Origin of the sequence: Streptomyces sp. NPDC001532 (assembly GCF_040298625.1) — a bacterium.
Taxonomy (GTDB): domain Bacteria; phylum Actinomycetota; class Actinomycetes; order Streptomycetales; family Streptomycetaceae; genus Streptomyces.
On the sequence record NZ_JBEPAL010000008.1, the window covers coordinates 213,921 to 238,232 of the forward strand.

Genomic DNA, 24,312 nt, shown 5'->3' on the forward strand with positions numbered 1-24,312 from the left:
GTCCGCTGTCCGCTGCCGTCGGTGTGCGGCGGAGCCGGATCGTCCCACCCGCGAACCAGGACCGACGGGCGGGACGATGAACAGCGGGCGAAGATCACGTACCGCCTAGAAGGCTCCCGGCAGGGGCGGGGGCGCGGTGACCTCCGGGTGGGTGTGGCAGGTGAAGCCGAGGCGGGTCATGGCTCGGACGACCTCCCCGCTGGTGAAGTCGCGGCGGTCCTGGCGGGTGATGACTTCGCCGACCTGCTTGACCGGATACCGGCGGCGGCCGATGGTCACCGACTCTCCCACGACGAGTTCGGGCGTCACGCCCGCCATCGCGGCGACCACTTCGTGCTTGGTCAGGTCGAACGGATACCGGGCAATGACACAGCGCATGACACCTCACTGGGGAAGGAGGGAGCGGAGAACGGGGAACGCGGGGAATGCGGCTGACCGTCGAGCGGGGAAATGCGGGAGACCACCGAGCGCGTAATGCGAACGCGGGAGAATACGGGGATACGGGGATACGGGAATACGGGTCAGCGGGGAATACGGGAATACGGGAATACGGGGAAAGCGAGCAGAACGGGGAGCGGTCGAGCGGGAAAGCGGCTCGCGCGGCGGGAAGCGGCCGCACGCGGAAGCGGCCGCTCGGGGAAGCGGCCGCTCGGTTCAGCTGGGGACGTGGATCCGCGGGAGCGGCCCGCCGAGGACGTCCCGCAGCCGCATCCGGTCCGTGTACGCGGAACTGTCGCGGTGCGCGGCGAGTTCGGCGCGGGTGACCGAGCCGGTGCACACGTCGTCCCCGTCGCACAGGAGCAGGTACTCCACGCGGGCACCCGCCATGAGAGACAGGGCCACCTCGACGGTCATGTCGTCGGAGACCCGGGGCCCGGCCGGGTCCAGGTGGCCTACCGCGGTCGGGCGGTCGCGCGGGGCGCGGTGCTGCCGATGCTGCATGTGAACCGGTGTCAATGCTGCCTCCTGCGGGATGAGTGGGCCTTGTGGGCGTGCGGGCCGGGCGGACCGCCGACCCGTCACGCGGCGGCGCGTCGCCTGGCCGCCGGCTGACCCTGAGCGGACTGCCGGGGCACGGACCGGCTCTGCGCCGACCGCCCCTGCGCCGACCGGCCCGGAGCGGACTGCCCCTGACCGGACTGCCCCTGACCGGACTGCCCCTGAGCGGACCGGCCCTGAGTGAACTGCCCCTGACCGGACTGTCCCTGAGTGGACTGCCCCTGAGCGGACCGGCCCTGGCCGCCGCGTCGGCCGCGTCCACGCGCCGAGGAGCCCGAACCGGACCCCTTGCCCGCGGCCCGCTTGGGGCGTTCCACGGCGGGCGCGGGGATGACGACCGGGATGCCGGACGGCGCCTGGGCGCCGGTGATGCGGGTCAGCTCCGCCTCGCCCGAGCGCACCGAGGTGATCACCGGGGTGATGCCGGCGTCGGCCATCAGCCGGCTGATGCCACGGCGCTGATCGGGGGTCACCAGGGTGACGACGCTGCCGGACTCGCCGGCCCGGGCGGTACGGCCGCCGCGGTGCAGGTAGTCCTTGTGGTCGCTGGGCGGGTCCACGTTGACGACCAGGTCGAGGTTGTCGACGTGGATGCCGCGGGCCGCGACGTTGGTCGCCACCAGCACCGTCACCTGACCGCTCTTGAACTGGGCCAGGGTGCGGTTGCGCTGCGGCTGGGACCTGCCACCGTGCAGCGCGGCGGCGCGGACGCCGCTGGCGAGCAGGTGCTTGGTCAGCCGGTCCACCGCGTGCTTGGTGTCCAGGAACATGATCACTCGGCCGTCCCGCGCCGCGATCTCGGTGGTCGTGCGGTGCTTGTCCGCGTCATGGACGTGGAGCACGTGGTGCTCCATCGTCGTGACGGCACCGGCCGACGGGTCGACGGAGTGCACCACCGGGTCGGTGAGGTAGCGGCGGACCAGCAGGTCGACGTTGCGGTCGAGGGTGGCCGAGAAGAGCAGCCGCTGGCCGCCGGCGCCCACCTGGTCGAGGAGCGCGGTGACCTGCGGCATGAAGCCCATGTCGGTCATCTGGTCGGCCTCGTCGAGGACGGTGACGGCGACGTCCTGGAGGCGGCAGTCGCCGCGGTCGATGAGATCTTTGAGACGTCCGGGCGTGGCGATGACGACCTCGGCCCCGGCGCGCAGCGCGTTCGCCTGCCGGCCGATCGACATGCCGCCGACCACCGTGGCCAGCCGCAGCCGCACGGCACGGGCGTACGGGGTGAGCGCGTCGGTGACCTGCTGGGCGAGCTCACGGGTGGGGACGAGGACCAGGGCCAGCGGCTGTCGCGGCTCGGCCCGCTTGCCCGCCGTGCGGGCCAGCACCGGGAGTCCGAAGGCGAGGGTCTTGCCCGAGCCGGTCCGGCCGCGGCCGAGCACGTCACGGCCGGCCAGGGAGTTCGGCAGGGTCGCCGCCTGGATGGGGAAGGGCACGGTCACGCCCTCCTGGCCGAGCGCGGCCAGCAGCGGCGCCGGCATGGCCAGCTCGGCGAACGACTCGACGGCGGGCAGTCCCGGCGTGATCGTCTTCGGCAGCGCGAACTCGCCGCGGGGCGCGGACGGGCGGCTGCCGCCGGTGCTGCCCTTGTAGCGGCGCTGACCGCCGGAGCGGCCGGCCGAGGAACCCTCGGAACGGCTGAAGGTGCGGGTGGCGCGACCGCCGGTGCGGTCGGTGCGGGTGGAGCGGGGAGCGCGTGCTCGGTTCATGCGGAACCTTCCTCGATGCGGGCACGTATCAAGGAATTTCCGCAGCGAGAGAACACAGCGCAGGGAAACACGAGAACGGGCCGGAAACCACAGGGTCGAATCGCCCTGGAAATGAAGCGAGCCAGGGCCCGCACCCCAAGGTGCGGGCCCCAGCTGTGAAGTTTGCTTCGCTGCGCGATCAGGCGGGAACGATGTTCTCGGCCGTCGGGCCCTTCTGGCCCTGCGCGATGTCGAAGGTCACCTTCTGGCCTTCCTGGAGCTCACGGAAGCCCTGGGTGGCGATGTTCGAGTAGTGGGCGAAGACGTCGGGGCCGCCGCCGTCCTGCGCGATGAAGCCGAAGCCCTTTTCGGCGTTGAACCACTTCACGGTACCGGTGGCCATAGTTTTTCTCCTTCGGGAACGGTGCTCGGAGTCCACACTGTGCGGAGTCCGTGTCGCCGAGATGATCAGCCCGTCGGGAAATGAACCTTTTGGCAACCAAAACTGCAACTGGTATCGACAGTAGCACGCCGTGCCGGGCCGTGCGGGGTGAAAAAATCCAGATCCACCCGCCGGTTGGGGAATATTCACCGTGTCCCACGGTTATTTCCGCAAAGTTGTCGGTCGCAGATCACACCTCGTCGGTGTGTGCCCCGTCCTGATCCACCGATTCACTGGCGGCGAGCCAGGACCGCGCGGGTTCGGCGGCGTGCGCGGTGTCGAGGGTGAGGTGCAGCCGGGTCCCTCCTTCGTCGCCGGCCGGGTAGCTGCGCTGCTCGGACGAGGAGAAGCAGTGGCGGAGCACTTCGGCCACGCGACGGGCCGCCTCCGGCGTCGCGGCGACGATCCGGACCTCGGCGTGCGTCCCGGCGACACGGGACTCGACCGGCGCGTCGACGCCGGCGTCGCCGCCGACCGCTGCGGCGGAGGCCTCGGAACCGGAGGCGGCGGAACGGGTCCCGCCCGAGGCGTCGGCACGGGACTCGTCGGTGGTCTCGGTGAGGGCCTCGACGGGGCTGTCCGTGAGGGCTTCGGACGGCAAGGGCTCGTGCTCCATACGGACCTCCCGGCGGACGGAGGAGGCACGGGCGGGGAGAGCACGCGCCGCCCGCCGGCTCGCCCGGCGCCTCCCTTCCAGGCTAAGCCGCGCCGGTGCGGCACGGCGGTGGCCGGCCGCGGCCCGGGCCCTTCGGCCGCCCCGTCGAGCGCCCGCCCCGGAGTACGGTGGAGGCACCGAGGGCAAGCCGCGCACCGGCTCCGGCACCGGTGCCGTTCTCGGCGATCGACGACGCCGGGCGCGCCGGACAGGCATCAGGGCCGCGCCCGGGACAGGGCCCGCCCGATGACCGCGTACATCTCCGTGGAGCCGACCCCGAGCGCCGGTACGCTCCGGCCCGCCGAGGTCGGTCGCCCCCGCACGCCGGGCCGTCGGGCGCGTGAGCGCGGATCGTCGCCCCAGGTGGGCGAGCGGGTCCGCCCGCTGTCGCGCGGCCAGGTGGAGGACCGCGTCCAGGAGCTGGGCGATCTGTTCGCGGAGGTGTCCGGCGGCGGACCCTGGGCCTGGAACCAGGCGCGCGCCGCCTTCCTGCGGCATCTCGCGGCCGACGCGCGGCGGCCGGGGTTCTCGCTGCTGATCGCGGAGACCACCACCCTGACCGGCTGCGCCTACGGCTTCCCCGTGTGCGGCCCCGGCCCGTGGTGGGAGGGCTACGACGGCCCGCTGCCGGGCAGCGTGCTGAGCCGCGCGGCCGCCGGGCGGCTCTTCGTGGTGTCCGGGATCGTCGTCCCGCCCCGGGTGCGCCAGGAGTACCAGAACCGCGCCTGGAACCTCGCCCGGCGCCTCCAGCGGCGGCTGCTCGCCGACCACGGCGCCGCGCTGGGCATCACGCTGGTGGACCGCCGGGACCGGGCGACCGTGGCGGTGCTGAGGTCGTGGGGGTGGCGGAACCCCGTGGACGACGTTCCTCCGCCCTCTCCGGCTGTCCCGTACCGAATCCTGCTGCTGACCGCGGGAACATGAACGCCACGCCCCGCGCCACGGCCTCGGCCGCCACGGCCTCGGGCGTCAGCGTCTCGGGCGTCATGGCCTCGGGCGTCAGCGTCTCGGGCGTCATGGCCTCGGGTGTCACCGACTCGGTTGTCACGGCCTGGGGCGTCACGGCCTCGGTTGTCACGGCCTGGGGCGTCCCGGCCGCTCGGTCGTCACCGCCTCGGCTGTCACGGCCTCGGTTGTCACGACCTCGGCGGCGTCACGGCCTCGGGCGTCACCGCCCGGCTGTCACGTCCTCGGCTGTCACCCCCCTCGGGCGTCACCGTCGCCCGGCTGTCACCGCCTCGGGCGTCACCGCCCCGGCTGTCACCGCCTGGGGCGTCCCGGCCGCTCGGTCGTCACCGCCTCGGCTGTCACGGCCTGGGGCGTCACGGCCCCGGCTGTCACGGCCTCGGCCGCCACCGCCCCGGCTGTCACCCCCCCACCGTCACCGTCCCGGCCGCTCGGCCGTCACCGCCCCGGCCCGCTGTCCCAGCAGCCGTGTCATCGCCTCGGCGGCCCGTACGGCGGCGTCGCCGCAGCAGTTGTTGAACAGCACGTGGACCCGCTCGACCCGATCGGCCAGGGACCGCAACCGCGGCAGCCACTCGGCGAGTTCGTCGTCGCCGTAGGTGTGCCGGAAGCGGTCCTCCTTGCTGCCGGTGCCCCAGGCGGTGCTGCGTCCGTGGAACCGCACGACGGACAGCCGCGGCGAGGTGACGGGAAGCACGGGCGGGACGGAGGTGGGCAGGTGCCGGTTCATGTCGACGGCGACGGCGGCCATGCCGTACCGCGCGAGCAGCCCGCGGGTGGCCTCGGCCCGCTCCTCGCACCACCACTCGGGATGCCGGAACTCGACGGTGACGGGCCACCCTTGCGTCCGCCGGGCGGTCTCCGCCAGGAACGCCTCGGACCGCGCGCCGGGCCGGAACCAGGGCGGGAACTGGAACAGCACGCCGCCCAGCCGCCCGGCCCGCCGCAGCGGCGCGATCCCCGCCGAGAACCGCGCCCACACCTCGCGCAGCACTCCGGGGTCACGGGCGTCGGCGGGCAGCCCGTCCGGCATCACCGCGGCACGGGTGGGATGCCCGGTGAGCAGGGAGAACGCCTTCACGTCGAACTGGAACCCGTCCGGCGTCCGCGCCACCCACAACCGGCTGTTGCGCTCGCTCGGCAAGGCGTAGTACGCGGCGTCGACCTCGACGACCGGGAACCGTTCGGCGTAGTGCCGTAACCGTCCCTCGGCGTCCCGCCGCCCCTTGGGATACCAACCGCTGCCCACCAGCGCGCGATCGGTCCACGAGCATGTGCCCACGAGGATCTCTGCCATGGCCTCCGGTTACCCGCGCCGCCCGCCGCCTCCCCTGCCGCCGTCCGCCGAGGCCCGCCGTCCGCCAAGGCCCGCCGTCCGCCAGGGCCCGCCGTCCGGCGAGGGACGACAACTCGGGGGCCAGGGGCGGGCCCGCGGGCTAGGATCCGGGTCATGGCCGTCACCAGGATCGACGTGGACCGGTTCGAGGCGTCCAGGCCCCGCCTGGAAGCCATCGCGTACCGCCTCCTCGGCTCCGCCGGCGAGGCCGAGGACGCCGTGCAGGAGACGTTCCTGCGCTGGCAGGCCGCCGACGTCGACCGCATCGAGGTCCCCGAGGCGTGGCTGACCAAGGTGCTCACCAACCTGTGCCTCACCCAGCTCACCTCGGCCCGCGCCCGCCGCGAGACCTACGTCGGCGCATGGCTGCCCGAACCGCTGCTCCCCGGCGACCCGATGCTCGGCCCGGCCGACACCGCCGAACAGCGCGAGTCGGTCTCGTACGCCGTCCTCGTCCTGCTGGAGCGGCTCTCCCCCAACGAGCGGGCGGTGTACGTCCTGCGGGAGGCGTTCGCCTACCCGCACCGGGAGATCGCCGAGATCCTCGATCTCACCGAGGCCGCCAGCCAGCAGATCTACCACCGCGCCAAGAAGCACGTCGCGGACGGCAGGGCCCGCACCGAGATCGACCAGGCCACCGCCCGCAGGATCGTCGAGGAGTTCCTCGCGGCCGCCGCCAGCGGCCGGACCGAGCCGCTCGTACGGCTGCTCACCCAGGACGCCGTCGCGATCGGCGACGGCGGCGGGAAGGTCCCGGCCCGCGCCCGGGCCTTCGAAGGCGCGCTCGCGGTCGCGAAGTTCATGCGGGGCCTGTTCCGGCCCAGCAAGGCCAAGCGCGCGCTGGTCGGGGGCACGGCGGAGATGTACGCCACGACCGCCAACGGCGAGCCCGCCGTCGTGGCGGTCGTCGACGGCCGGGTCGTCGGGGTGATGTGCCTGGAGATCACCGCCGCGGGCATCGCCGCGTTCCGCAGCCAGGTGAACCCCGACAAGCTGGAACGCGCCACCCGGCGGTGGGCGGCGGACTCCGGCCACGGCGAGCCCGTCCTCCGCGCCTTCTGACCCATGTGAACCTATGTGACCTGCTTCACATCGCACTCCTGTCAGGAATCCGAGGGCTGCCCGGTTCAAGAGGCGAACCCGCTGAAGAACCGCTGAAGAACCCGCTGGAGACAGGAGTACGGACATGCAGCACCGCATCGTCGTTCTCGGGGCCGGATACACCGGAGCCACCGCCGCCGGCCGCCTCGCCAGGCGACTGCACCGCGAGGACGTCGCCATCACCGTCGTCAACGCCGAACCCGACTTCGTCGAACGCGTCCGGATGCACCAGCTCGCCGCCGGCCAGGACCTCAAGCCCCGCCCGTTCCGCGAGATGTTCGCGGACACCGGCGTCGAACTGCGGCTGGCGCAGGTCACCGGCGTCGACGTCGACCGCAGGACCGTGGCCGTCGTCGACGAGCGGGGCGCCGGGGAGGTGGAGTACGACACCCTCGTGTACGCCCTCGGCAGCGGCTGGAACGACCAGGGCGTCCCCGGCACCGCCGAGCACGCCCACGAGGTCGCGAGCCGCGCCGGAGCGCTGCGCCTGCGCGAACGCCTGGCCGGCCTGGCCGCCGGGCAGCCCGTGGTGGTGGTCGGCGGCGGCCTCACCGGCCTGGAGGCCGCGACCGAGATCGCCGAGTCCCGCCCGGACCTCGACGTCGCCCTCGTCGCGCGCGGCGGCCTCGGCGACTGGCTCTCGCCCAAGGGCGGCCGGCACCTGCGGAAGGTCTTCGGCAAGCTCGGCATCACCGTCCACGAGCACACCGCCGTCACCGAGGTCGCGGCCGGCCACGTCACCGTCGCGGACGGCACGTCGGTCCCGGCCGCGGTCACCGTGTGGACCACCGGCTTCGCCGTCCACCCGATCGCGCGGGCCACCGCGCTGGACGTCACCGACACCGGCCAGATCGTCGTCGACCGGACCATGCGCTCGGTCTCCCACCCGGACGTGTACGCGATCGGCGACGCGGCCCTGGTGGCCGGTCCCGGCGACAAGCCGCTGCGGATGTCCTGCGCCTCGGGCGTCCCCACCGCGTGGCAGGCCGCCGACGCCATCGCGGCCCGCCTGACCGGCGGCAAGCTCCCGAACGTGCCGCTGCGCTACTTCAACCAGTGCATCTCGCTGGGCCGCAAGGAAGGCCTGATCCAGTACGTGACCGCCGACGACCGCGCGGTCCGCGCGGCCCTGACGGGACGCCTGGCCGCCACCTACAAGGAACTGATCTGCAAGGGCGCGGCCTGGGGCGTCGCCAACCCGCTGCCCGTGCCGTCCCGCCGCCGCCGCGTCGTCCAGCGGCCGACCCGGCCGGCCACCCCGGCGGAGGCCACCTCCTGACCCCTCAGGAGGCCGGCCGGCCCACCCGGGAAACCGATCCCCGAACACCATCTGCGACCGCCCGGTCCCGCCCGCCGGTCACCCACCCCTTGCCCTCACTCGACGCGCACTCGCCACCCCTGACACCGAACGGCCCCCGGAACTTTTCCCCGGGGGCCGTTCGTCTCCGCCATGCCGTCGCCCGCCGTTTCCACTCCGCTAACATGTTCGAACTTCGCGACGAACGCCCCTATCCGCCTCTATCCGCCCACCACTCACCGAAAAAGCGGTCAAATCATTGATGACTCACGCATCGCGGGTGTTTTCGCGAATAACAGGAAGAACCGTGCTGTGGGCCACGGCGGGCGTCGTGACGCTCGGATTCCTCGTCGCGCTGGAGAGCGCCGCACGCCACTACGGCCTGCCGGGACCGGTCACCAACCAGGCGCGTGAGGTGCTGTTCCCGCCGAAATCAGGCGGTCTGCTGTACGCCAGCATGGCGCTGATGATGGTGGTGCTCACCTGGCGCCAGCGGCTCATCGCGCTCGCCACCGCGATCGGTGTCGACCTCGCCTTCCTGCTGGTCCGCTGGGCGACCGGCACCGAGGTCACCGGCGGCCACCCGTTCGGCAACGGCGCGCTGTGGGTGATGCTGGGCTGCGCGGTCATCGCCGTCACCCGCCGTACCGGCCGGGAACGCGCGCTGCTGCTGAAGGGCGTGGGCCTGGGCCTGCTGCTCATCACCGGCCGCAAGACCGGCGACACCTGGCTGCTCATCACCGCGAAGACCCGCCCGGACGTGCTCGACCCGTACGTGGCGACCGCCGATCACGCGCTGGGCGACCCGTCATGGGTGGTGGGCCGGCTCGTCGAGGCCAGTGGCTCGATCGGCTTCAACACTCTGGACTTCGTCTACGGCCAGCTGCCGGTGGCCGCGGTCATCGTCGCCCTGTACCAGCTGCGCCACGTGGCGGTCGAGCGCCGCTTCCCCCGCCACCACCTGGTGCGCAGCTTCCTGATGATCGGCCTCCTCGGCCCGGCGATCTACATGATCTACCCGGTGGTCGGCCCGATCTTCGCCTACGGCACCGGCACCGAACACTGGGCGTCGGTCAGCATCTGGGCGGACGCGTGGCCCACCGAGCAGTGGGCGGTGGCCAAGATCTGGCCGACGACGCCGCCGCAGCTCACCGCCCCGCACCCCATACCCTTCGACACCCTCACGCCGCGCAACTGCATGCCCAGCCTGCACACGGCCTGGGCGACGGCGATCTTCCTCCACACCCGCAAGGCCCCTCGCGTCCTGCGGTACGCGGGCACGTTCTGGCTGATCGCCACCCTCTGCGCGACCCTCGGCTTCGGCTACCACTACGGCGCGGACCTCATCGCCGGCGTCGTCTTCGTCCTCACCATCGAGGCGGCGCTGCGCTCCCTGGACCGCGGCTGGGACCGCTCCGGCATCCAGCTGGTCGCCTACGGCACGACGGTGTTCGCCGCGCTCCTGGCGTCGTACCGCTACCTGCCCCTGGAGATGGCCCGGCACCCCTGGCTCGCGGGCCCGCTCCTGCTCCTGGCCACGGCCTCGGTGATCTACGGCTACGTACGCACCACCCGCCGCTGGGACCGGGAGACCGCCCTCACCGCCGGCGCCGTACCCGCGGCACGGACCCCCGAGCCGCGGACCGCGCCCCAGGCGACGGCGGACGCGTAGGCCCCTCCCGCACAGGGGTACCCGGCGGGGTGACCGAGAGGGGCGAGGCATGCAGACGTTCCTGCCGTATCCCGACTTCCGGGCCAGCGCACTGGTGCTGGACACGCGCCGGCTCGGCAAGCAGCGCGTCGAGGCGCTTCAGGTGCTCCGCGGCCTCGTCGTACCCGGCTACGGCTGGCGCCGGCACCCGGCCGTACGCATGTGGGCGGGGTACGAGGAGGCCCTGGTCCGCTACGGCCTGGAGATCTGCAAGGTGTGGTCACAGCAGGGCCGCAAGGACACGTGCGCGACCACCCTCATCGCCGACCTCGAGGCGTTCCGCCCCGGCACACGGATCCGCGACCAGCAGCACCTGGCGGCCGCGGGCGAACTGCCCCCGTGGCTCGGGGACGAGCCCTTCCACCGCAGCCACCGCTCGGCCCTGCTCCGCAAGGACCCGGACACGTACGCGGAACCGTTCCCGGGCGTCCCGGACGACCTGCCCTACGTCTGGCCGAAGTCGGACAGGGGATCGGCCGGGGAAGACGCCTGAACGACCCCTAGGCGGCCGCCTGGGCGTCGTCCTCCGGTGAGAAGTTCTCGTCCTCCCCGAAGTCCGGGTCCTGGAACGGATTGGTCGCCGGGGGCGGCGGTACTGCGGTGGAACGGCGGGGTTGCCCTTCCAGGGCGGAGAACAGCGACGTCGAGTCGATGAGAGGTCTGCCTTTCCTTACAGGTCCCGGACGGAACCTGGCGTGCCGCGAGCGGGCACGGCGAGAACCTACAGCTTGGTCATCTTGGCGTACGGGCTCAAGATCCGCATCTGTGCCGAGCCGAAATCCACGAGCGCCGCGATCCCGTCCTCGATACCGACCACCCGGCCGAGGCCGTACACGTCGTGGGTGACCTGATCGCCTATGGCGAAGTGCTTCGGGGCCGGTGCGACCGGGGCCTTGAAGGGGCTGGTGGGCAGGTGACGCTTGGGTGCCGCAGGCTTTGTCATGGCTCAGTATGACCCGCCACGTCTCCCGCCCGCTGTGGCCACGGGCACAGATCCGGAACCCCGCCTTCACGTCACGCCTCTGACCTGGCACTTCAACACAATGCCAACCAAAAAACGACCTGAGGTGACTTCCCCGACCCGGCCGGCCTCCGTTACAGGCGGTGCCCGTCGCAGGCCGGCTGTGACTTCCGGACCGTAGTGCTCTAGGAATCGCTGCGGGTCTCGGCTTCGGCCTGGGCCATTGCGACGGCTTCGCTCTCGACCAGCGCGAGCGCGACGCCGAAGGCCTCGGCGATGTGGCCGGCGGCCGACATCACGCGTGCTGTTCCCACGACGGGCGCGATGGCGACCAGCAGGTCCTGCAACTGCTCGATCGTGAAGTCGGACTTCATGGCGGGGTCGATGTGGGCCAGGTAGGAGATCGCGGGCGCGTCCATGGCCACGAGTGCGGCGATGCGGGCCTGGATGAGCGAGCGCTTGTCCAGGTGGCAGTGCTCGAGCGAGTCGATGGTCATGGCGGCGAGCGTGTCGAGTACGGGTGTCTCGGATGCGGTGGCCATGTCGGACCGCCTTTCAGTGCCGTAGGGAGCCGAGGCACCCCGCTGAACGCGGAATCCCCCCTCGAAGCCCGGCGGTTGGTGCAAGCGTAAGCACCGCCAGGTGGCGGCGCTCGTCGAGCCGGACCGCCGGACCGAGTCGCGCACCGGGTGCGGGCGATGGGCCGAGGCCGGTGGAGGTGGTCGCCGGCGAGCTGGGACGAGCCGCTGTTCAAGCCACCGCCTCGTCGCCAGAATGACTGCTATGACGTCGTTGCCGGCCTTGCTGGCGGCTCCGTTCGGGGCCGTGGTGACCACACTGATCGGCGTGTTCGTCGGGAGCGTCGTCAGCAGGAGAGCTCAAGACCGCCACTGGATCAGGGAACAGCAGGCGGCGGCGTGCGTCCGCGTACTGCGGGAGTCATCCTCAGTGCTTGTGGACCTCAGCGACATGGACCGCAACCGTCCTGACGACATCCCTCACGGCGTGCTGGCCCCGACGACAGTCGACTGGCGTCCTTGGGGCGAGGCCCTCGGCAGCGTCAATCTCGTTGCCGACAGGGACATCGCAGCAGCCGCGCACGCCATCGACGAGCAGATCTGGCGGTTTCACATCGCCATTCGGCGGGGTCTGACTCCCGAGGAGAACTGGATGGAGCTCAGAGGGCGGGTCGTTGCCGCACAGGGCCACTTCATAGCCGTCGCCCGTCGGCACCTCTCACTCACCGGAGAACCCCTCCAGCGCCTCGACGGACGCCCCGCCCCGGACGACCCGATCTGGCGGACGGGGCGGCTCTAGAGCCCGGCAGCAAGCTCGCTGAGGCGTTGAGCACCCGTCACGACCCCGAGCCGCGAAGCGCAGAGCACCATGCACAGCAAAAAGGCCCGGGTCGATGACCTGGGCCCTCTTCGTGGAGCGGGTGACGAGAATCGAACTCGCGCTCTCAGCTTGGGAAGCTGCGGAACGTTGGAACCAGCTAGGGCGCTGAACTGGGCAAACGGTGCTCCTGACGTCTCTTCAGGCTGGTTCCTCTTCGCCGTGGTTCCCCGCAGTTCCCCGCTCGATCTGGTGCGCTTGTGGTGCGGCTTCTGACGTGCGGGGCAGCACGTCATCGGTTGCCGATTCGGATTCGTGCAGTGCGACGAGTTCCTTCAGATCGTTCGCGACCATGACCTGTGCGAGACGTCCGGCGATCGCCACGACCTTGGGCCACGCTCGCGAGGCGAGGTGTTCCTCGTCGGTGTCGTTGGGTGCGTCGGCCATCGCCGCGTTGAGTGCGGCGCCGAGCTGCCGCATGAGGACGACCTCTTCCTGGGTCCTCAGACTGGTGCCCAGGTAGCTCTCGGGGTTGTCGGCGTCGCAGAAGTCGTCGAAGAGCGTGTGGAAGATGTGGTCCAGGTTCTCGAACGCTGACGGGTCCATCCATACGTTCCGCTGCCACGGAGGGTTGGCCAGCGCCAGGACTGCCGGGACAAGGTGGACTCGGAAGTTCGCTAGGCGTCGGCTGTCCTCTTTCACGGGTCCCGAGGGTAGCGGCAGCTTGCGGAACAGCGCTGATTCCGGGACGTCGCCCATCTCCTCGGGACCTTGATCCGCGATGGTGGGAGGGGCCCCGGCCAGGTGATGCGGATTCCGCGTGGATGTGGTGACGCGCCTGGGGCACGGCGTCCGGAACGACAAGGGCCAGTCCGGGAGGAAACCCCTCCTGAGCTGGTCCTTTTCTCTGCCCCCGGCAGGATTCGAACCTGCGACACCCGCTTTAGGAGAGAGGCTGGGTGATCTCGCTCCCGAGCTGCGGTTTCACCGGGCGAGGAAGCGTGAGGGTACTCAACCGTGAGTCGCTGGTGTTGACCGTGGCTGACTCCTGCATCTGGCACGGTTGTGGCACGAACCTCAAGCGCTGATAGCCAGGTGCGATGATGGGTGCGCTCCAAACGACCAGGCGCGCGTGTGCCTCGCTGCACATCCCCCGGCCTCCATCACGTTGCCAGTGCTGTCGGCCGGCACAGTTGACGGTACGGGACCCGGCCGTACATCATCCGGCCTCGCCGGGCGAAGGCGCTGCAGTTCGAGGTTGACGGTCCGGTGGTGTACTCGGCGATTGTCCGGCATCCGGGGACGCGACCGAATAACGTTCTTGGTCGAGCGCTCCGGGTGGGGCGTTGAGAGCTGTTTGCGCAGCTGCTAGGAACGCCTCTCTCGCGTCGTGGAATTTTTCAATGCGCTCTATCACGTCTACGGCGTCAGCTGCGTCGTCCAAGAGATCGTTGATCTGCTCGTCGGTCAGTCTCTGGAGCGCCACAAGGGTCCGACGAGCATGGCGCTCGGCTTCCCAGTACTCACGTCCCCGGCCGCGTTGAACCCTGGCATCGATCGCGACTTCTTCGAGCCGCGCCAGCGCCTCATGGACATGTCTGAGGTGTGTTCCTGCTTCTTCCTCCAACCGATTGAGAGTGGCCCGGGCTCGCTCAACCGCGGCCCAGCGCAGTGCGCCGTTGGTGAGTCGCTGTCCTGCATCGAGCATTTCGTAGGCGACCGACCCAAGCTCCAGTGATTCGAGACGCACAATGTAGTAGGCCGTGGTGGCGCGGTGCATCACCTCATCGGCTGCCCTGTGCACAGCTTCGATCTCGTCGCGCGAAGCCGCTTCGTCCATCGGTGTCTCCAGCCGATCCAATTCCGCCATGGCGACCAGGAACTGCACACAGGCGTCGCGCTGGACACCCCGTCGCCAGTGATCGTGGTTAGACGCTGCTGTTGCGAGGGCTGAGCGGTATGTTCCCTCCGCCTGGGCGAGTGCGCCACGCATGGTCCAGCGACCGACTACAAGAGCGGCTGGGATGCCGATTGCGGCTACTGCGGCAGCCGATATTGCTCCGATTCCCGAGAGATCCACGCCGTCATCGTGTCGTACTTCTGGACGGTCGGCAGTGTCATCCGGCGAGGTCAACTGAGTTGGCAGGGAACAGGTGCCCGCATCGCCGGGCTGCACAGCGGGATCACACAGCAGCGCCTGGCCATCCGGACCGCGCGGGTCGCCGGCATCGCCCGCTCGCTCGCGCCCGGCGGTGTAGCGCCTTCAGCCCAGTTGTGCGTTCTGGTCGTTGGGGGTGGTGGTTCTGGTCGTTGGGGGTGCTGGGCCAAGGAGCGCCCCCTTGCTGACCTCGGGAACGTCGGCCTGTCCGTCGACCAGGTCGCCGAGCTGCTGGGCACAACGGCCCGTTTCCCTCGGCGGCTCATCGAGGAGCGGCGTATCCGGTACGTGAAGGTCGGCCGTCACGTCCGTATCCCCGAGAGCGCCGTTCGGGAGTACGTCGCCTCACGCACCGTTGAACCGATCCGGCCCCGCCGCCTCGGACTGCGGAGGGTCGCCTGATGGCCAACAAGAAGGGCAGGCGCCGGCGCTTCGGTGCGGTGCGTCAGTACCGGTCCGGGAAGTGGACGGCGTCTTACCTCGCGCCCGATGGTGAGCGGGTTCGCGCTCCGGAGACCTTCGAGACCAAGAAGGACGCCGAGATCTGGTTGTCCCAGGTCGAGGCAGATCTCAGCCGGGGCGACTGGCGCGCTCCCGACGCGGGCGCCGTGAACTTCCGGGAGTATGCCGAGAAGTGGGTCGAGGAGCGGGAGTTGGCGGTACGCACGGAGGACCTGTACAAGCATCTCCTGCGCCTGTACATCCTCCCGACATTCGGCACGCTCGACCTGGACGAGATCACCGCTCCCCGCGTCCGCGAGTGGCGAGCGGAACGACTCCGCACCACCGGGGCCAAGACAGCCGTAGCCAAGGCGTACCGCCTCCTCAAAGCCATCTTGGAGACGGCCGTGGACGACGACCTGGTCAGCCGCAACCCGTGCCGGGTCAAGGGCGCGGGCAAGGAGTCGGCCGCCGAACGGCGTATCGCCACCGTCGCCCAGGTCGATGCTCTCGCTGACGCCATCGGCATCCGCTGGCGCCTCATGGTCTACCTGGGCGCATACGGTCCGATGCGACCGGAGGAGCTGGCCGGCCTGCGCCGCCGAGACGTCGACCTGGACAACCTCGTCATCCGCGTCCGCGTGGCCGAGCCCGAGCGGACGAACGGCAGGCGCGCCCCCGGCGAGACCAAGTCCGGCGCGGGCGTTCGCACGGTCGTCCTCCCGGCCTTCCTCCACAAGGATGTGAAGCGACACCTCGCTTGGTACGCCGAGAAGGGGCCGGAGGGTCTGGTCTTCGTAGGGGAGAAGGGCGCGCCTTTCCGGCGTACCTCCTTCGGTCGGAAGTGGCGCCGGGCTCGCACGGTCGCCGGTCTCCCGGACGGCTTCCGCTTCTACGACCTTCGTCACACCGGGCACACCCTGTCGACCCGCTCCGGCGCCACCCTCAAGGACACGATGGTGCGTGCCGGGCAGTCCTCCGAGAAGGCCGCGCTGATCTACCAGCACTCCGATGAGGAGCGGCAGCGGGAGGTGGCCGCCGGGCTCGATGACCTGGTGCGTGCCGAGCGTGCGAAGTGCCACAAGGAGGACCCCGCGCACCACAGTGAGGACGCTGCCGAGAGCTAATGGTGCGGTTGTGGTGCGCGACCGGCCCGCCGGTCTAGACAACAAACAACCCCCGGGTCTCTGACCTGGGGGTTTGCCATGGAGCGGGTGACGAGAATCGAACTCGCGCTCTCAGCTTGGGAAGCTGATGTTCTACCATTAAACTACACCCGCGTAAGACGCCGACCGAAGGCCGGTGTCCGAACGCTCCGCCACTGTACCAAACCGCAGGCCCCCGGTGTTCTCGCCGTGGGGCCTGAGTGTGTTTCAGGACTGTGAGGCGGCTGCGGGGGAAGGGAGTTGGGGCGTACCGTGGTGGGGTCGCAGAGGGTCCGGGCGGGACCGGAGTGCCGCCTGGAGGGGCGTCTCTTGCATCCCGTAATGTGGCTTTTGTCGTCAGGGCAGCAAGCCAGACGCGGCTCTTGGGGAAGGGACTCTGGGACTTGATGGAGCGCACCGTCGTCCGCTGTGCCGATGGGCACGTGTTCACCGCCGCCTCGTTCCCGATGCAGCAGGCCGAGCGCCTCGGTCCGGGGCGGCTCGTCCGCTGTCCGCGCTGTGCGCGGCTGCGGAGCGTCGTGCCGGTGGCGTTGGCGGAGAAGCATTAGGCAGGACGAGAACGCCGGTCACCGACGTGGCCGTAGCGGGCAGTAGTCGGTCGTAGGCATAAGGGTTACGGCACGGGCGCGTGGGGTCCTCGCGATTACGGGGGCCCCGCGCGCCTTGCGTATCCTCGGGGCGTGCTTCTCTCAGACAAGGACATCCGGGCCGAGATCGACGCCGGGCGGGTACGGATCGATCCCTACGACGAATCCATGGTGCAGCCGTCCAGCATCGACGTGCGGCTCGACCGCTTTTTCCGGGTGTTCGAGAATCACCGCTACCCGCACATCGACCCCTCCGTGGAGCAGGCGGATCTGACCCGGCTCGTGGAGCCGGAGGGCGACGAGCCGTTCATCCTGCACCCCGGCGAGTTCGTGCTCGCCAGCACCTACGAGGTGATCACGCTTCCCGATGATCTCGCCTCGCGGCTGGAGGGGAAGAGCTCGCTGGGCCGGCTCGGGCTGGTGACGCACTCCACCGCCGGGTTCATCGACCCCGGGTTCTCCGGGCATGTGACCCTGGAGCTGTCGAACCTCGCCACACTTCCGATCAAGCTGTGGCCCGGCATGAAGATCGGCCAGCTGTGCATGTTCCGGCTCTCCTCGCCGGCCGAGGCCCCGTACGGCAGCGAGCGGTACGGATCCCGGTACCAGGGGCAGCGCGGCCCGACGGCTTCCCGGTCCTTCCTCAACTTCCACAGGACGCAGGTGTGAGCAGCGTGAGCGACGTACGGGAGAACCTGACCTACGAGCGGTTCGGCACCGCCATCCGCGAACTCGCCCAGACCATCGCCGACGACGGCTACGAGCCGGACATCGTGCTCAGCATCGCCCGCGGTGGTGTCTTCGTCGCGGGCGGGCTGGCCTACGCGCTGGACTGCAAGAACCTGCACCTGGTGAACGTCGAGTTCTACACCGGCGTCGGGACGACCCTGGAGATGCCGGTCATGCTGGCGCCGGTCCCCAACGCCATCGACTTCACCGACAAGAAGGTGCTGATCGCCGACGACGTCGCCGACACCGGCAAGACGCTGAAGCTGGTGCACGACTTCTGCCTCGACCATGTCGCGGAGGTCCGCTCCGCCGTGATCTACGAGAAGTCGCACTCGCTGGTGAAGTGCGAGTACGTGTGGAAGCGGACCGACGAGTGGATCAACTTCCCGTGGTCCGTCGAGCCGCCCGTGGTGAAGCGGACCGGGCAGGTTCTCGACGCCTGAGCGGGACGAAGAGCGAGAAGGGCCCCCGGCGCGCACCGCGCCGGGGGCCCTTCTCCTGTTTTCGGGACTTCCTAGAACGTGCCCAGCTTCACGATCGACAGCAGCGCGATCAGCTGGATCGCCGACGCGCCCAGGGCCTTCGGCCACGGCAGGTCGTGGGACTTGGAGACCATCAGGGTCAGCAGGGCGCCGCCCGCGACCCAGGTGGCCCAGCCGAGGATCTGGACGAACGGGGCGTCGCCGCCGAGGAACATGGCGACGATCAGCCGGGGCGCGTCCGTGAGGGACATGATCAGCATGGACAGGCCGACCGTCGGCTGCCAGGCGCCGTCGCCGCCCAGCTGGCGGGCGAGGGTGTGGGTGACCACGCCGAGGACGAACGCGCTCAGCACCATGGCGATCGCGGTGGTCATCACGATCGGTACGGCGTTGGAGAGCGTGGCGTTGATCGCGTCCTCGCGGGCGCCGTCGAAGCCGAACACCGCGAGCAGGCCGTAGAGGAAGGTCACGATGAGGGCGGTGCCCCACATCGTGTAGTCCCGCATCCGCAGGAAGGTCTGGCCCGGGGCGAGGACGATGCCCTTCAGCAGGTCCTTCCAGTGCAGGCGCGGGCCGACCGGAGCGGCCGGGGCCGCGCCGCCGGCGCGGTAGGTCTCGCTCTGGTGGTACGGGTCCTCACCTACGGTGAACGCCTGGGTGTGGCCGGGGTTGTTGGCCGCGTACGGGTCCGGGGTGCCCGGGTGGTGATGCGGGTGCGCGGAGCCGTTGTCGCCGAAGTACTCCGGCTCACCGCCTCCGGGGCCGCCGTAGCCGCCGTGCCCGCCGTTCGACGGGGGCCACGGGGAGCCGCCGCCGTTGCCGTAGCCCTGCTGACCCGGATGCGGCTGCGGCGCCGACGGGTAGCCGTACGACGGGCCCTGCGGCGTCTGCTGTCCGTACGGAGGTTGTTGCGGTCGCGTGTGCGGAGCGCGGTCGTCCCGGCCGCCGCGTCCCATCCTGAATCCAGCCACGTCATCGAACGTACCTGGTCCCGGCAAGTGACGTGCCGGGCCCGGGGTTCCGGGCCCGGCTTTGCTGCCGAGCTGTGACATCCCTTACGGATGTCGAGGCCGCGTCCCCTAAGGGCCGCGGGCGCCCAGCCGTACCCGAGGGCTACGACAGCATCACGTGGCCCAGGCGCGGATAGCCCGCCGTCGAGACGCCCACCGAGCCCGGCCCCCAGCTCAGCGAGCCCGTCGCCGTCACGCCGGAGGCGGAGCCGCGCAGCGCCCAGACGCCGCCGTCCGCGTCGTTCTCCCCGTCCGCGCCGACGAACAGGTCCGCGCGGCCGTCCGCGTTGACGTCGGCGAGCCGCAGCGACCAGCCGAAGCGGTCGGAGTCCTCGGCGGTGCCGGGCACTCCGGCGGTGTCCTGGGTGACGGCCTGGGCGCCGGAGGCGGTGTTCAGTCCGGCCGCCGAGCCGCGCAGCACGGTGACGCCGCCGGCCAGGTCCGCGGCGCCCAGGTCCTCGAACTCGGCGCCGACCGCGAGGTCGTCGTAGCCGTCGCCGTTGATGTCGGCGAGGGACAGCGAGGTGCCGAACCAGTCGTCGGGCTCGTCGGTGCCGGGGACGCCCGGGGTGTCCTGGGTGATCGTCTGGTGCGCCGAGGTGCGGGCGCCGGACGCGCTGCCGAGCCAGAGGCTGACCGAGCCGCCGTCGTCCGCCCGGACGTGGCCGGGGGCCGCGCCGGTGACGATGTCGTCGTAGCCGTCGCGGTTGACGTCGCCGACGGCGGAGCCCTCCCAGGCCTCGCTCCTGAGGAACGTCTGGAGGGTGAGGCCGGTGCCGGCGCCCAGGTAGACGAAGGTGCCGTCCTCGTAGTCGGTGGCCCGCTGGCCGCTGATCACCAGGTCGCCGGTGCCGTCCCCGTTCACGTCGCCCGCGGCGAGGTGCTCGGCGCCGTAGATGCCGCTGCCCGGGTAGAGGTCGGTGTCGAGCCGGTAGCGGGTGGCGGGGCCGGAGGCCTTGGTGAATCCGCCCCGGTGGACCCAGACGTCCTTGCCGGTGCTGCCGACCGCGAGGTCGGCCCGGCCGTCGCCGTCGAAGTCGCCGACGGCGAGGGACTTGCCGTACTCGTCGTGGGCGGAGCGGGCCGGGTCGGAGACGGTGGTGCCGCCGGACAGCCCGTTCTTGCCGCCCCAGACGACGGTCACCGCGCCGCCGTCCGCATCGGTGTCGGCGTCCTCCAGCTCGGTGCCGACGACCAGGTCGGCGTAGCCGTCGTTGTTGAGGTCGCCGGAGGCCAGGGCGTTGCCGAAGCGGTCGTCCTTCTCGGCCGCGCCGGGGACGCCGGTGCTGTCCTGGCTGACGACCGTGCGGCGGGCCGTCGTCAGCCCGGTCGGGGAGCCGTAGTTGACGACCACCGCGCCCGCGTACGTCTTGCCGCCCACGGTGGCGCCGGGGGCGGCGGTGGTCAGGTCGCGGTAGCCGTCGCCGTTGAAGTCGTCGGCGTACTTCGCCGGGGCCGCGCTCGCCGGGGTGGTGGCGGCGAGCGGGGCCAGGGTGGCGGTGAGGAGCGCGGCGGCGAGAGCCGCCGAGGTGGAGGTGCGCATCGTTCCTTCCAGGTCAGCTGTCCAGGCGGTGGTACGTCACGGCGCGATCGCCCAGCCGAAGGTGGGGTCGCCGCCCTTGACGCCGACGTTCGCGGCGGAGATGAAGGCGGCGCCGGTGGTGGTCAGGCCGGAGGCGGTGCCGCGCAGCGTGGTGACGGCGCCGGTGCCGTTCTCGTAGAAGGCGCCGACGACCAGGTCGGCCTTGCCGGTCTTGTCGAAGTCGACCAGGCGGACCGAGCCGCCGAACCAGTCCATGTACTCGGAGGAGCCGGGCACGCCCGCGGTGTCCTGGCTGTAGCTCTTGGCGCCGGTGCCGGTCAGGCCCGCGGCGGAGCCGAACAGGATCGTCACCGATCCGGCGTCCTTCACCGAGCCCAGGTCCTCGCCGGGGGCGCCGACCGCGACGTCGGCGTACTTGTCGCCGTTGATGTCGCCGACGCCGACGGACGCGCCGAAGATGTCGTCGGCCTCGCCGGAGCCGGGCACGCCGGCGGTGTCCTGGTGGATGACGGTGGGCTTCTGGGCCGGGTCGGGGCCGTTCGGGCCGCCGTAGACGACGCTGATCTGGCCGCCGCGGTGGCCACCGGTCACGCCGGTCTGCGGGTCGCCCTGGTCGCCGAGGATCAGGTCGCCGTAGCCGTCGCCGTTGACGTCGCCGACGGTGCCGTGCCCGCCGTCGGCGTTCGGCAGTTCGGTGAGGGCGTAGTCGGACTCGGGGTGGTCCATGTTGCCGGGGTCGTGGTGGAAGTAGCGGATGTCGCCGCGCTCGTCGCCGTCGACGAAGAACGGGTAGACGCGCTCGGCGGTCTCGTCGCCGTTGATGTCGCCCGCGATGGTCTCGTAGGCGCCGCCCAGCTCGCTGACATCGACGTGGGTCAGCGGGGTGCCGGTGCGGGTGAAGGAGCCGCGGTAGAGGTGGACGCGGTTCTGACCGGTGGCGGTGACGTCGGTCTTGCCGTCGCCGTCGAAGTCGCCGGTGGCGACGGAGGCGCCGTAGCCGCCCCATTCGGCCAGGCCGGCCGGCTGGGGCAGCGCCGCGCCGCCGGAGATGCCGGCGGAGCCGCCCCACAGGATCGTGACCGTGCCGACGCCGTCGCGGTCGCCGATGGCCTCGAACTGGGAGCCGACGACGAGGTCGGCGTAGCCGTCGCCGTCGAGGTCGCCGGCGGCGAGGCTGCTGCCGAAGCGGTCGCCGGACTCGGCGGCGCCGGGGACGCCGGTCGAGTTCTGCGTGATCACGGACTTCTTCGCCGCGGAGACGCCGGAGGAGCTGCCGTACAGCACGACGACCGCGCCCGCGCCCTGCACCGAGCCGACGTCGGCGCCCATCGAGCCCAGGGCGACGTCGCGGTAGCCGTCGCCGTTGAAGTCGCCGGCCAGCCCGGAGGGCGCGGCCAGGGCCGGGGAGGCGGGCAGGGCGGTCAGCAGACCGCTCGCCAGGGCGGCGGCGGCGAGGAGGGTGCGCTTGCGCAAGGTGGGCTCCGTGGCTCCGTGGAGAGGAAGGGGGCCGCCGGGCCCGTGGCGGGCCCGGCGGGGAAGGACGCGGTACGGCGGCTCAGTCGGCGATGTTGACGCCGAAGGCCGGGTAGCCGGTCGTCGAGACGCCGGTGTCGCTCGGTGAGACGGTGCGGCTGCCGGTCGTGGTGATCTTCGTCCCGCTGGAGGGCAGGTAGAGGATCGCGCCGTTGCCGTCGTTCTCGAAGGAGCCGGCGATCAGGTCGGCGCGGCCGTCGCCGGTGACGTCGTCGAGCTTGACGTCGGCGCCGAGGGCGTCGTTCTTCTCGTCGCTGCCGGGGACGCCGGCCGTGCTCTGGGCGAAGGACTGGGCGCCGGAGGAGGTGTTGATGCCGGTCGCCGAGCCGTACAGGACGGTGACCATGCCGGTGTCGGTGATGCCGTCGATGTTCTCGCCGGCGACGCCGACCACGAGGTCCTGGTAGCCGTCGCCGTTGATGTCGCCGAGGTCCAGCTCGTAGCCGAAGTAGTCGTTCTTCTCGGACGTGCCGGGGACGTTGCCGGTGTTCTGGGTGACGCTGGTGGTGTGCGAGACGCCCAGGTCGGAGCCGTAGCTGATCCAGACCTTGCCGCCGTCGCTGGCCTCGGGGAAGGAGATGCCGTCGCCGTCGGTCCTGTTCCAGTACATGCCGGTGACGATGTCGCCGTAGCCGTCGCCGTCGATGTCGCCGATGGCGGTGATGACGCCGGCCTTGAGCTCGCGCGCGTAGGCGCCGTTCAGGCCGCCCGCGGTGCCCGGGATCCAGTAGTTGGTGTTCCAGCCGTAGTCGGTCTGGGTCTCGAAGCCGTCGACGACGAGGTCGGTGCGCTTGTCGCCGTTGATGTCGCCGGCGGTGAGGTTGAGCGGGCCGCGGGCGGTGCCGCCGGACTGGATCGGCGGCTTGAAGGTGGAGCGGCCCAGGCCCGCCTTGCCGGTGGCGGTGATGCCGCCCTTGAAGAGGTGGAGGGTGCTGGAGGTGTTGCCGATGACGAGGTCGTCCTTGCCGTCGCCGTCGAAGTCGCCGGCGGCGAGGTTCTTGCCCCAGTTGTCGTGCGCGGAGGGGGTGGGGTCGGCGATCGTGACGCCGGCGCCGGTGAGGCCCTTGGCGGAGCCCCACAGCACGGCGACGCCGCCGCCGTCCTTGTCGCTGCCGACGTCCTCCCAGGGGGCGGAGACGGCGAGGTCGTCGTAGCCGTCGCCGTTGAAGTCGGCGTAGGCGTGCTCGGCGCCGAAGCCGTCACTGGTCTCGGCGCTGCCGGGGCTGCCGGCGGTGTTCTGGCTGATCACGGAGCGCTTGGCGGAGGACACGCCGGTGGCGGTGCCGTACAGGGCGACGAGCTGGCCGGCGCCCTGCTTGCCGCTGACGTAGGCGCCGGAGGCGGAGAAGGCCACGTCACCGATGCCGTCACCGTTGAAGTCGGCCTGCGGGACGTGGGTGGAGTCCGCGGCCGTCGCGGTGGCGGCCGTGAACGTCAGCAGCCCGCCCGTCAGCGCGGCCGCGGTGGCCGTCGCGAGGGCGAGTCGCAGGGTGTGCTGCATGCGGGTCTCCTGCGGCATGCGGGGGGACGCCTGGCGGGCATCCCGAATGTCGGTGGGGTGCGACGGACGGCGCGTTCGCCGGGCGTTGGCCTCGGGTTCACGGTCCGGTCGGCGAACAGGAGACCGCTGGAGTGGCGGGAGGGTTGTACGTGAGTTCGGTAAATCTTTGAACGATCTATGAATGATCTACCGGGCCGTGTCCGTCAGGAACTCGGACGTGGAGAAGGTGACCGCCGGCTCGCTCGCGACCAGCCCCGACTTCTCGCCCGGATAGACGGCCACGGTGTCCTTCGTCTCGCCCCGGTACGTCCGCACCGCCAGGTCGTCCCGCCCGTCACCGTCGAAGTCCCCGGCCGCCAGGACCCGGGTGGTGCCGGTCGCGGGCGGTGCGACGGTGACGGCGCCGGTCGCGGAGAGCCCCGCCTCGCGGCTGCGGAAGACCCGGAGCGTGGATCCGCTGGAGACGAGTTCGCTCAGCCCGTCGCCGTCGAAGTCGGCGGTGTCGAGCATGGAGCCGGGGAAGGGGAGGGTGGCGCGGCCGGGCACCGGGAGGTCGTAGCGCAGGAAGGTTTCCCCCATCGCTCCGACCGCCGCGTCCAGCGCCTTGCCCTTGCCGAAGCGGCCCAGGGCGACATCGATGCCGGAGGGCAGGGTGACGCCGGTCCGGTCCG

25 protein-coding genes and 1 tRNA gene are annotated in these 24,312 nt (G+C 71.2%); 10 read left to right on the forward strand and 16 right to left on the reverse strand.

The genetic code is table 11. From position 1 onward, the window contains the following. Nucleotides 1-105: 105 nt before the first annotated feature. The 5 genes from ABT232_RS10970 to ABT232_RS10990 all read right to left on the reverse strand — a co-directional run bounded on the left by ABT232_RS10970 (nucleotide 106) and on the right by ABT232_RS10990 (nucleotide 3,535). Nucleotides 106-378, reverse strand: a complete 273-nt coding sequence (locus tag ABT232_RS10970) for an SCO5918 family protein (RefSeq protein ID WP_351838853.1) — start codon at nucleotides 376-378, stop codon at nucleotides 106-108. A gap of 276 nt (nucleotides 379-654) precedes the next feature. Then, a complete protein-coding gene (locus ABT232_RS10975; RefSeq protein ID WP_351838855.1) occupies nucleotides 655-942 on the reverse strand; it encodes a CBS domain-containing protein in 288 nt (95 codons plus the stop codon). 77 nt (nucleotides 943-1,019) lie between these two features. Continuing rightward, the gene (locus ABT232_RS10980) at nucleotides 1,020-2,708 is read right to left on the reverse strand and encodes a DEAD/DEAH box helicase (protein WP_351838856.1); all 1,689 of its coding nucleotides are present in this window, start codon (nucleotides 2,706-2,708) and stop codon (nucleotides 1,020-1,022) included. A gap of 178 nt (nucleotides 2,709-2,886) precedes the next feature. Then, the gene (locus ABT232_RS10985; protein WP_351838857.1) at nucleotides 2,887-3,090 is read right to left on the reverse strand and encodes a cold-shock protein; all 204 of its coding nucleotides are present in this window, start codon (nucleotides 3,088-3,090) and stop codon (nucleotides 2,887-2,889) included. 229 nt (nucleotides 3,091-3,319) lie between these two features. Next, on the reverse strand, nucleotides 3,320-3,535 hold the full coding sequence (locus ABT232_RS10990; protein WP_351838913.1) for a hypothetical protein: 216 nt from the start codon (nucleotides 3,533-3,535) through the stop codon (nucleotides 3,320-3,322). Nucleotides 3,536-4,030: 495 nt separating this feature from the next. On the opposite strand from ABT232_RS10990, the gene ABT232_RS10995 reads away from it, so the two are divergent. Then, on the forward strand, nucleotides 4,031-4,708 hold the full coding sequence (locus tag ABT232_RS10995; RefSeq protein ID WP_351838859.1) for a hypothetical protein: 678 nt from the start codon (nucleotides 4,031-4,033) through the stop codon (nucleotides 4,706-4,708). Between the two features lie 457 nt (nucleotides 4,709-5,165). Here ABT232_RS10995 and ABT232_RS11000 read toward each other — a convergent pair whose 3' ends face one another. Further along, nucleotides 5,166-6,047 (reverse strand): DUF72 domain-containing protein, encoded by an 882-nt coding sequence (locus ABT232_RS11000; protein ID WP_351838861.1) that lies wholly within the window; start codon nucleotides 6,045-6,047, stop codon nucleotides 5,166-5,168. Nucleotides 6,048-6,200: 153 nt separating this feature from the next. On the opposite strand from ABT232_RS11000, the gene ABT232_RS11005 reads away from it, so the two are divergent. The 4 genes from ABT232_RS11005 (at nucleotide 6,201) to ABT232_RS11020 (ending at nucleotide 10,688) form a co-directional block, all read left to right on the forward strand. Next, nucleotides 6,201-7,148, forward strand: coding sequence for an RNA polymerase sigma-70 factor (locus ABT232_RS11005; RefSeq protein ID WP_351838862.1), 948 nt, complete (start codon nucleotides 6,201-6,203; stop codon nucleotides 7,146-7,148). A 124-nt stretch (nucleotides 7,149-7,272) separates the two neighbouring features. Beyond that, nucleotides 7,273-8,466 carry an NAD(P)/FAD-dependent oxidoreductase gene (locus ABT232_RS11010; RefSeq protein WP_351838864.1) on the forward strand — a complete coding sequence of 398 codons (1,194 nt, stop codon included), beginning with the start codon at nucleotides 7,273-7,275 and terminating at the stop codon, nucleotides 8,464-8,466. Nucleotides 8,467-8,746: 280 nt separating this feature from the next. After that, nucleotides 8,747-10,156: a phosphatase PAP2 family protein gene (locus tag ABT232_RS11015; RefSeq protein WP_351838866.1), complete on the forward strand. Its 1,410-nt coding sequence runs from the start codon at nucleotides 8,747-8,749 to the stop codon at nucleotides 10,154-10,156. Nucleotides 10,157-10,205: 49 nt separating this feature from the next. Beyond that, on the forward strand, nucleotides 10,206-10,688 hold the full coding sequence (locus ABT232_RS11020) for an MSMEG_6728 family protein (RefSeq protein ID WP_351838868.1): 483 nt from the start codon (nucleotides 10,206-10,208) through the stop codon (nucleotides 10,686-10,688). Nucleotides 10,689-10,916: 228 nt separating this feature from the next. Here ABT232_RS11020 and ABT232_RS11025 read toward each other — a convergent pair whose 3' ends face one another. Both ABT232_RS11025 and ABT232_RS11030 read right to left on the reverse strand, forming a co-directional pair. Next, nucleotides 10,917-11,138, reverse strand: a complete 222-nt coding sequence (locus tag ABT232_RS11025; protein ID WP_351838869.1) for a hypothetical protein — start codon at nucleotides 11,136-11,138, stop codon at nucleotides 10,917-10,919. A 203-nt stretch (nucleotides 11,139-11,341) separates the two neighbouring features. Continuing rightward, nucleotides 11,342-11,698: a carboxymuconolactone decarboxylase gene (locus ABT232_RS11030; protein WP_351838871.1), complete on the reverse strand. Its 357-nt coding sequence runs from the start codon at nucleotides 11,696-11,698 to the stop codon at nucleotides 11,342-11,344. Nucleotides 11,699-11,939: 241 nt separating this feature from the next. Here ABT232_RS11030 and ABT232_RS11035 point away from each other — a divergent pair, with 241 nt between their 5' ends. Further along, complete coding sequence (locus ABT232_RS11035; RefSeq protein ID WP_351838872.1) at nucleotides 11,940-12,473, forward strand: hypothetical protein; 534 nt, start codon at nucleotides 11,940-11,942, stop codon at nucleotides 12,471-12,473. Nucleotides 12,474-12,692: 219 nt separating this feature from the next. Here the strand turns inward: ABT232_RS11035 and ABT232_RS11040 are convergent, their stop codons facing one another. Together ABT232_RS11040 and ABT232_RS11045 are read right to left on the reverse strand one after the other, a co-directional pair. Beyond that, nucleotides 12,693-13,250 (reverse strand): SCO4402 family protein, encoded by a 558-nt coding sequence (locus ABT232_RS11040; protein WP_351838874.1) that lies wholly within the window; start codon nucleotides 13,248-13,250, stop codon nucleotides 12,693-12,695. A gap of 460 nt (nucleotides 13,251-13,710) precedes the next feature. Beyond that, entirely contained in the window at nucleotides 13,711-14,379 is a 669-nt protein-coding gene (locus tag ABT232_RS11045; protein ID WP_351838876.1) for a hypothetical protein, read from the reverse strand. 474 nt (nucleotides 14,380-14,853) lie between these two features. Between ABT232_RS11045 and ABT232_RS11050 the strand changes: the two genes are divergently transcribed. Together ABT232_RS11050 and ABT232_RS11055 are read left to right on the forward strand one after the other, a co-directional pair. Then, entirely contained in the window at nucleotides 14,854-15,051 is a 198-nt protein-coding gene (locus ABT232_RS11050; RefSeq protein ID WP_351838915.1) for an excisionase family DNA-binding protein, read from the forward strand. After that, the gene (locus ABT232_RS11055) at nucleotides 15,051-16,217 is read left to right on the forward strand and encodes a tyrosine-type recombinase/integrase (protein ID WP_351838878.1); all 1,167 of its coding nucleotides are present in this window, start codon (nucleotides 15,051-15,053) and stop codon (nucleotides 16,215-16,217) included. Before ABT232_RS11050 ends, ABT232_RS11055 begins: the two co-directional genes overlap by 1 nt. 79 nt (nucleotides 16,218-16,296) lie before the next feature. On the opposite strand, the gene ABT232_RS11060 is transcribed toward ABT232_RS11055, so the two are convergent. After that, nucleotides 16,297-16,370: transfer RNA gene (locus ABT232_RS11060), tRNA-Gly, on the reverse strand. Nucleotides 16,371-16,936: 566 nt separating this feature from the next. Here ABT232_RS11060 and dcd point away from each other — a divergent pair. Together dcd and ABT232_RS11070 are read left to right on the forward strand one after the other, a co-directional pair. Continuing rightward, nucleotides 16,937-17,512 carry a dCTP deaminase gene (gene dcd, locus ABT232_RS11065; RefSeq protein ID WP_351838880.1) on the forward strand — a complete coding sequence of 192 codons (576 nt, stop codon included), beginning with the start codon at nucleotides 16,937-16,939 and terminating at the stop codon, nucleotides 17,510-17,512. Nucleotides 17,513-17,517: 5 nt separating this feature from the next. Next, on the forward strand, nucleotides 17,518-18,015 hold the full coding sequence (locus tag ABT232_RS11070) for a phosphoribosyltransferase (protein WP_351838917.1): 498 nt from the start codon (nucleotides 17,518-17,520) through the stop codon (nucleotides 18,013-18,015). Nucleotides 18,016-18,086: 71 nt separating this feature from the next. Here the strand turns inward: ABT232_RS11070 and ABT232_RS11075 are convergent, their stop codons facing one another. The 5 genes from ABT232_RS11075 to ABT232_RS11095 form a co-directional block, all read right to left on the reverse strand. Continuing rightward, entirely contained in the window at nucleotides 18,087-19,106 is a 1,020-nt protein-coding gene (locus tag ABT232_RS11075; protein ID WP_351838882.1) for a Yip1 family protein, read from the reverse strand. A gap of 61 nt (nucleotides 19,107-19,167) precedes the next feature. Beyond that, entirely contained in the window at nucleotides 19,168-20,607 is a 1,440-nt protein-coding gene (locus ABT232_RS11080) for an FG-GAP and VCBS repeat-containing protein (protein ID WP_351838884.1), read from the reverse strand. 36 nt (nucleotides 20,608-20,643) lie between these two features. Continuing rightward, nucleotides 20,644-22,080 carry an FG-GAP-like repeat-containing protein gene (locus tag ABT232_RS11085; RefSeq protein WP_351838886.1) on the reverse strand — a complete coding sequence of 479 codons (1,437 nt, stop codon included), beginning with the start codon at nucleotides 22,078-22,080 and terminating at the stop codon, nucleotides 20,644-20,646. Between the two features lie 82 nt (nucleotides 22,081-22,162). Beyond that, a complete protein-coding gene (locus ABT232_RS11090; RefSeq protein ID WP_351838888.1) occupies nucleotides 22,163-23,641 on the reverse strand; it encodes an FG-GAP-like repeat-containing protein in 1,479 nt (492 codons plus the stop codon). 186 nt (nucleotides 23,642-23,827) lie between these two features. After that, on the reverse strand, nucleotides 23,828-24,312 hold a 485-nt coding region (locus tag ABT232_RS11095), incomplete at its 5' end, for an FG-GAP-like repeat-containing protein (protein ID WP_351838890.1).

What these genes read in the sequence shown, in the direction of transcription:
- ABT232_RS10985 (WP_351838857.1), bottom strand. Translation starts at nt 3,090, where the DNA reads ATGGCCACCGGTACCGTGAAGTGGTTCAACGCCGAAAAGGGCTTCGGC.
- ABT232_RS11055 (WP_351838878.1), top strand. Translation starts at nt 15,051, where the DNA reads ATGGCCAACAAGAAGGGCAGGCGCCGGCGCTTCGGTGCGGTGCGTCAG.
- ABT232_RS11030 (WP_351838871.1), bottom strand. Translation starts at nt 11,698, where the DNA reads ATGGCCACCGCATCCGAGACACCCGTACTCGACACGCTCGCCGCCATG.
- ABT232_RS11025 (WP_351838869.1), bottom strand. Translation starts at nt 11,138, where the DNA reads ATGACAAAGCCTGCGGCACCCAAGCGTCACCTGCCCACCAGCCCCTTC.
- ABT232_RS10970 (WP_351838853.1), bottom strand. Translation starts at nt 378, where the DNA reads ATGCGCTGTGTCATTGCCCGGTATCCGTTCGACCTGACCAAGCACGAA.
- ABT232_RS11015 (WP_351838866.1), top strand. Translation starts at nt 8,747, where the DNA reads ATGACTCACGCATCGCGGGTGTTTTCGCGAATAACAGGAAGAACCGTG.
- ABT232_RS11075 (WP_351838882.1), bottom strand. Translation starts at nt 19,106, where the DNA reads ATGTCACAGCTCGGCAGCAAAGCCGGGCCCGGAACCCCGGGCCCGGCA.
- ABT232_RS11005 (WP_351838862.1), top strand. Translation starts at nt 6,201, where the DNA reads ATGGCCGTCACCAGGATCGACGTGGACCGGTTCGAGGCGTCCAGGCCC.
- ABT232_RS11020 (WP_351838868.1), top strand. Translation starts at nt 10,206, where the DNA reads ATGCAGACGTTCCTGCCGTATCCCGACTTCCGGGCCAGCGCACTGGTG.
- ABT232_RS10995 (WP_351838859.1), top strand. Translation starts at nt 4,031, where the DNA reads ATGACCGCGTACATCTCCGTGGAGCCGACCCCGAGCGCCGGTACGCTC.
- ABT232_RS11035 (WP_351838872.1), top strand. Translation starts at nt 11,940, where the DNA reads ATGACGTCGTTGCCGGCCTTGCTGGCGGCTCCGTTCGGGGCCGTGGTG.
- ABT232_RS11000 (WP_351838861.1), bottom strand. Translation starts at nt 6,047, where the DNA reads ATGGCAGAGATCCTCGTGGGCACATGCTCGTGGACCGATCGCGCGCTG.
- ABT232_RS11040 (WP_351838874.1), bottom strand. Translation starts at nt 13,250, where the DNA reads ATGGGCGACGTCCCGGAATCAGCGCTGTTCCGCAAGCTGCCGCTACCC.
- ABT232_RS10975 (WP_351838855.1), bottom strand. Translation starts at nt 942, where the DNA reads ATGCAGCATCGGCAGCACCGCGCCCCGCGCGACCGCCCGACCGCGGTA.
- ABT232_RS11080 (WP_351838884.1), bottom strand. Translation starts at nt 20,607, where the DNA reads ATGCGCACCTCCACCTCGGCGGCTCTCGCCGCCGCGCTCCTCACCGCC.
- ABT232_RS11090 (WP_351838888.1), bottom strand. Translation starts at nt 23,641, where the DNA reads ATGCAGCACACCCTGCGACTCGCCCTCGCGACGGCCACCGCGGCCGCG.
- ABT232_RS11010 (WP_351838864.1), top strand. Translation starts at nt 7,273, where the DNA reads ATGCAGCACCGCATCGTCGTTCTCGGGGCCGGATACACCGGAGCCACC.
- ABT232_RS10980 (WP_351838856.1), bottom strand. Translation starts at nt 2,708, where the DNA reads ATGAACCGAGCACGCGCTCCCCGCTCCACCCGCACCGACCGCACCGGC.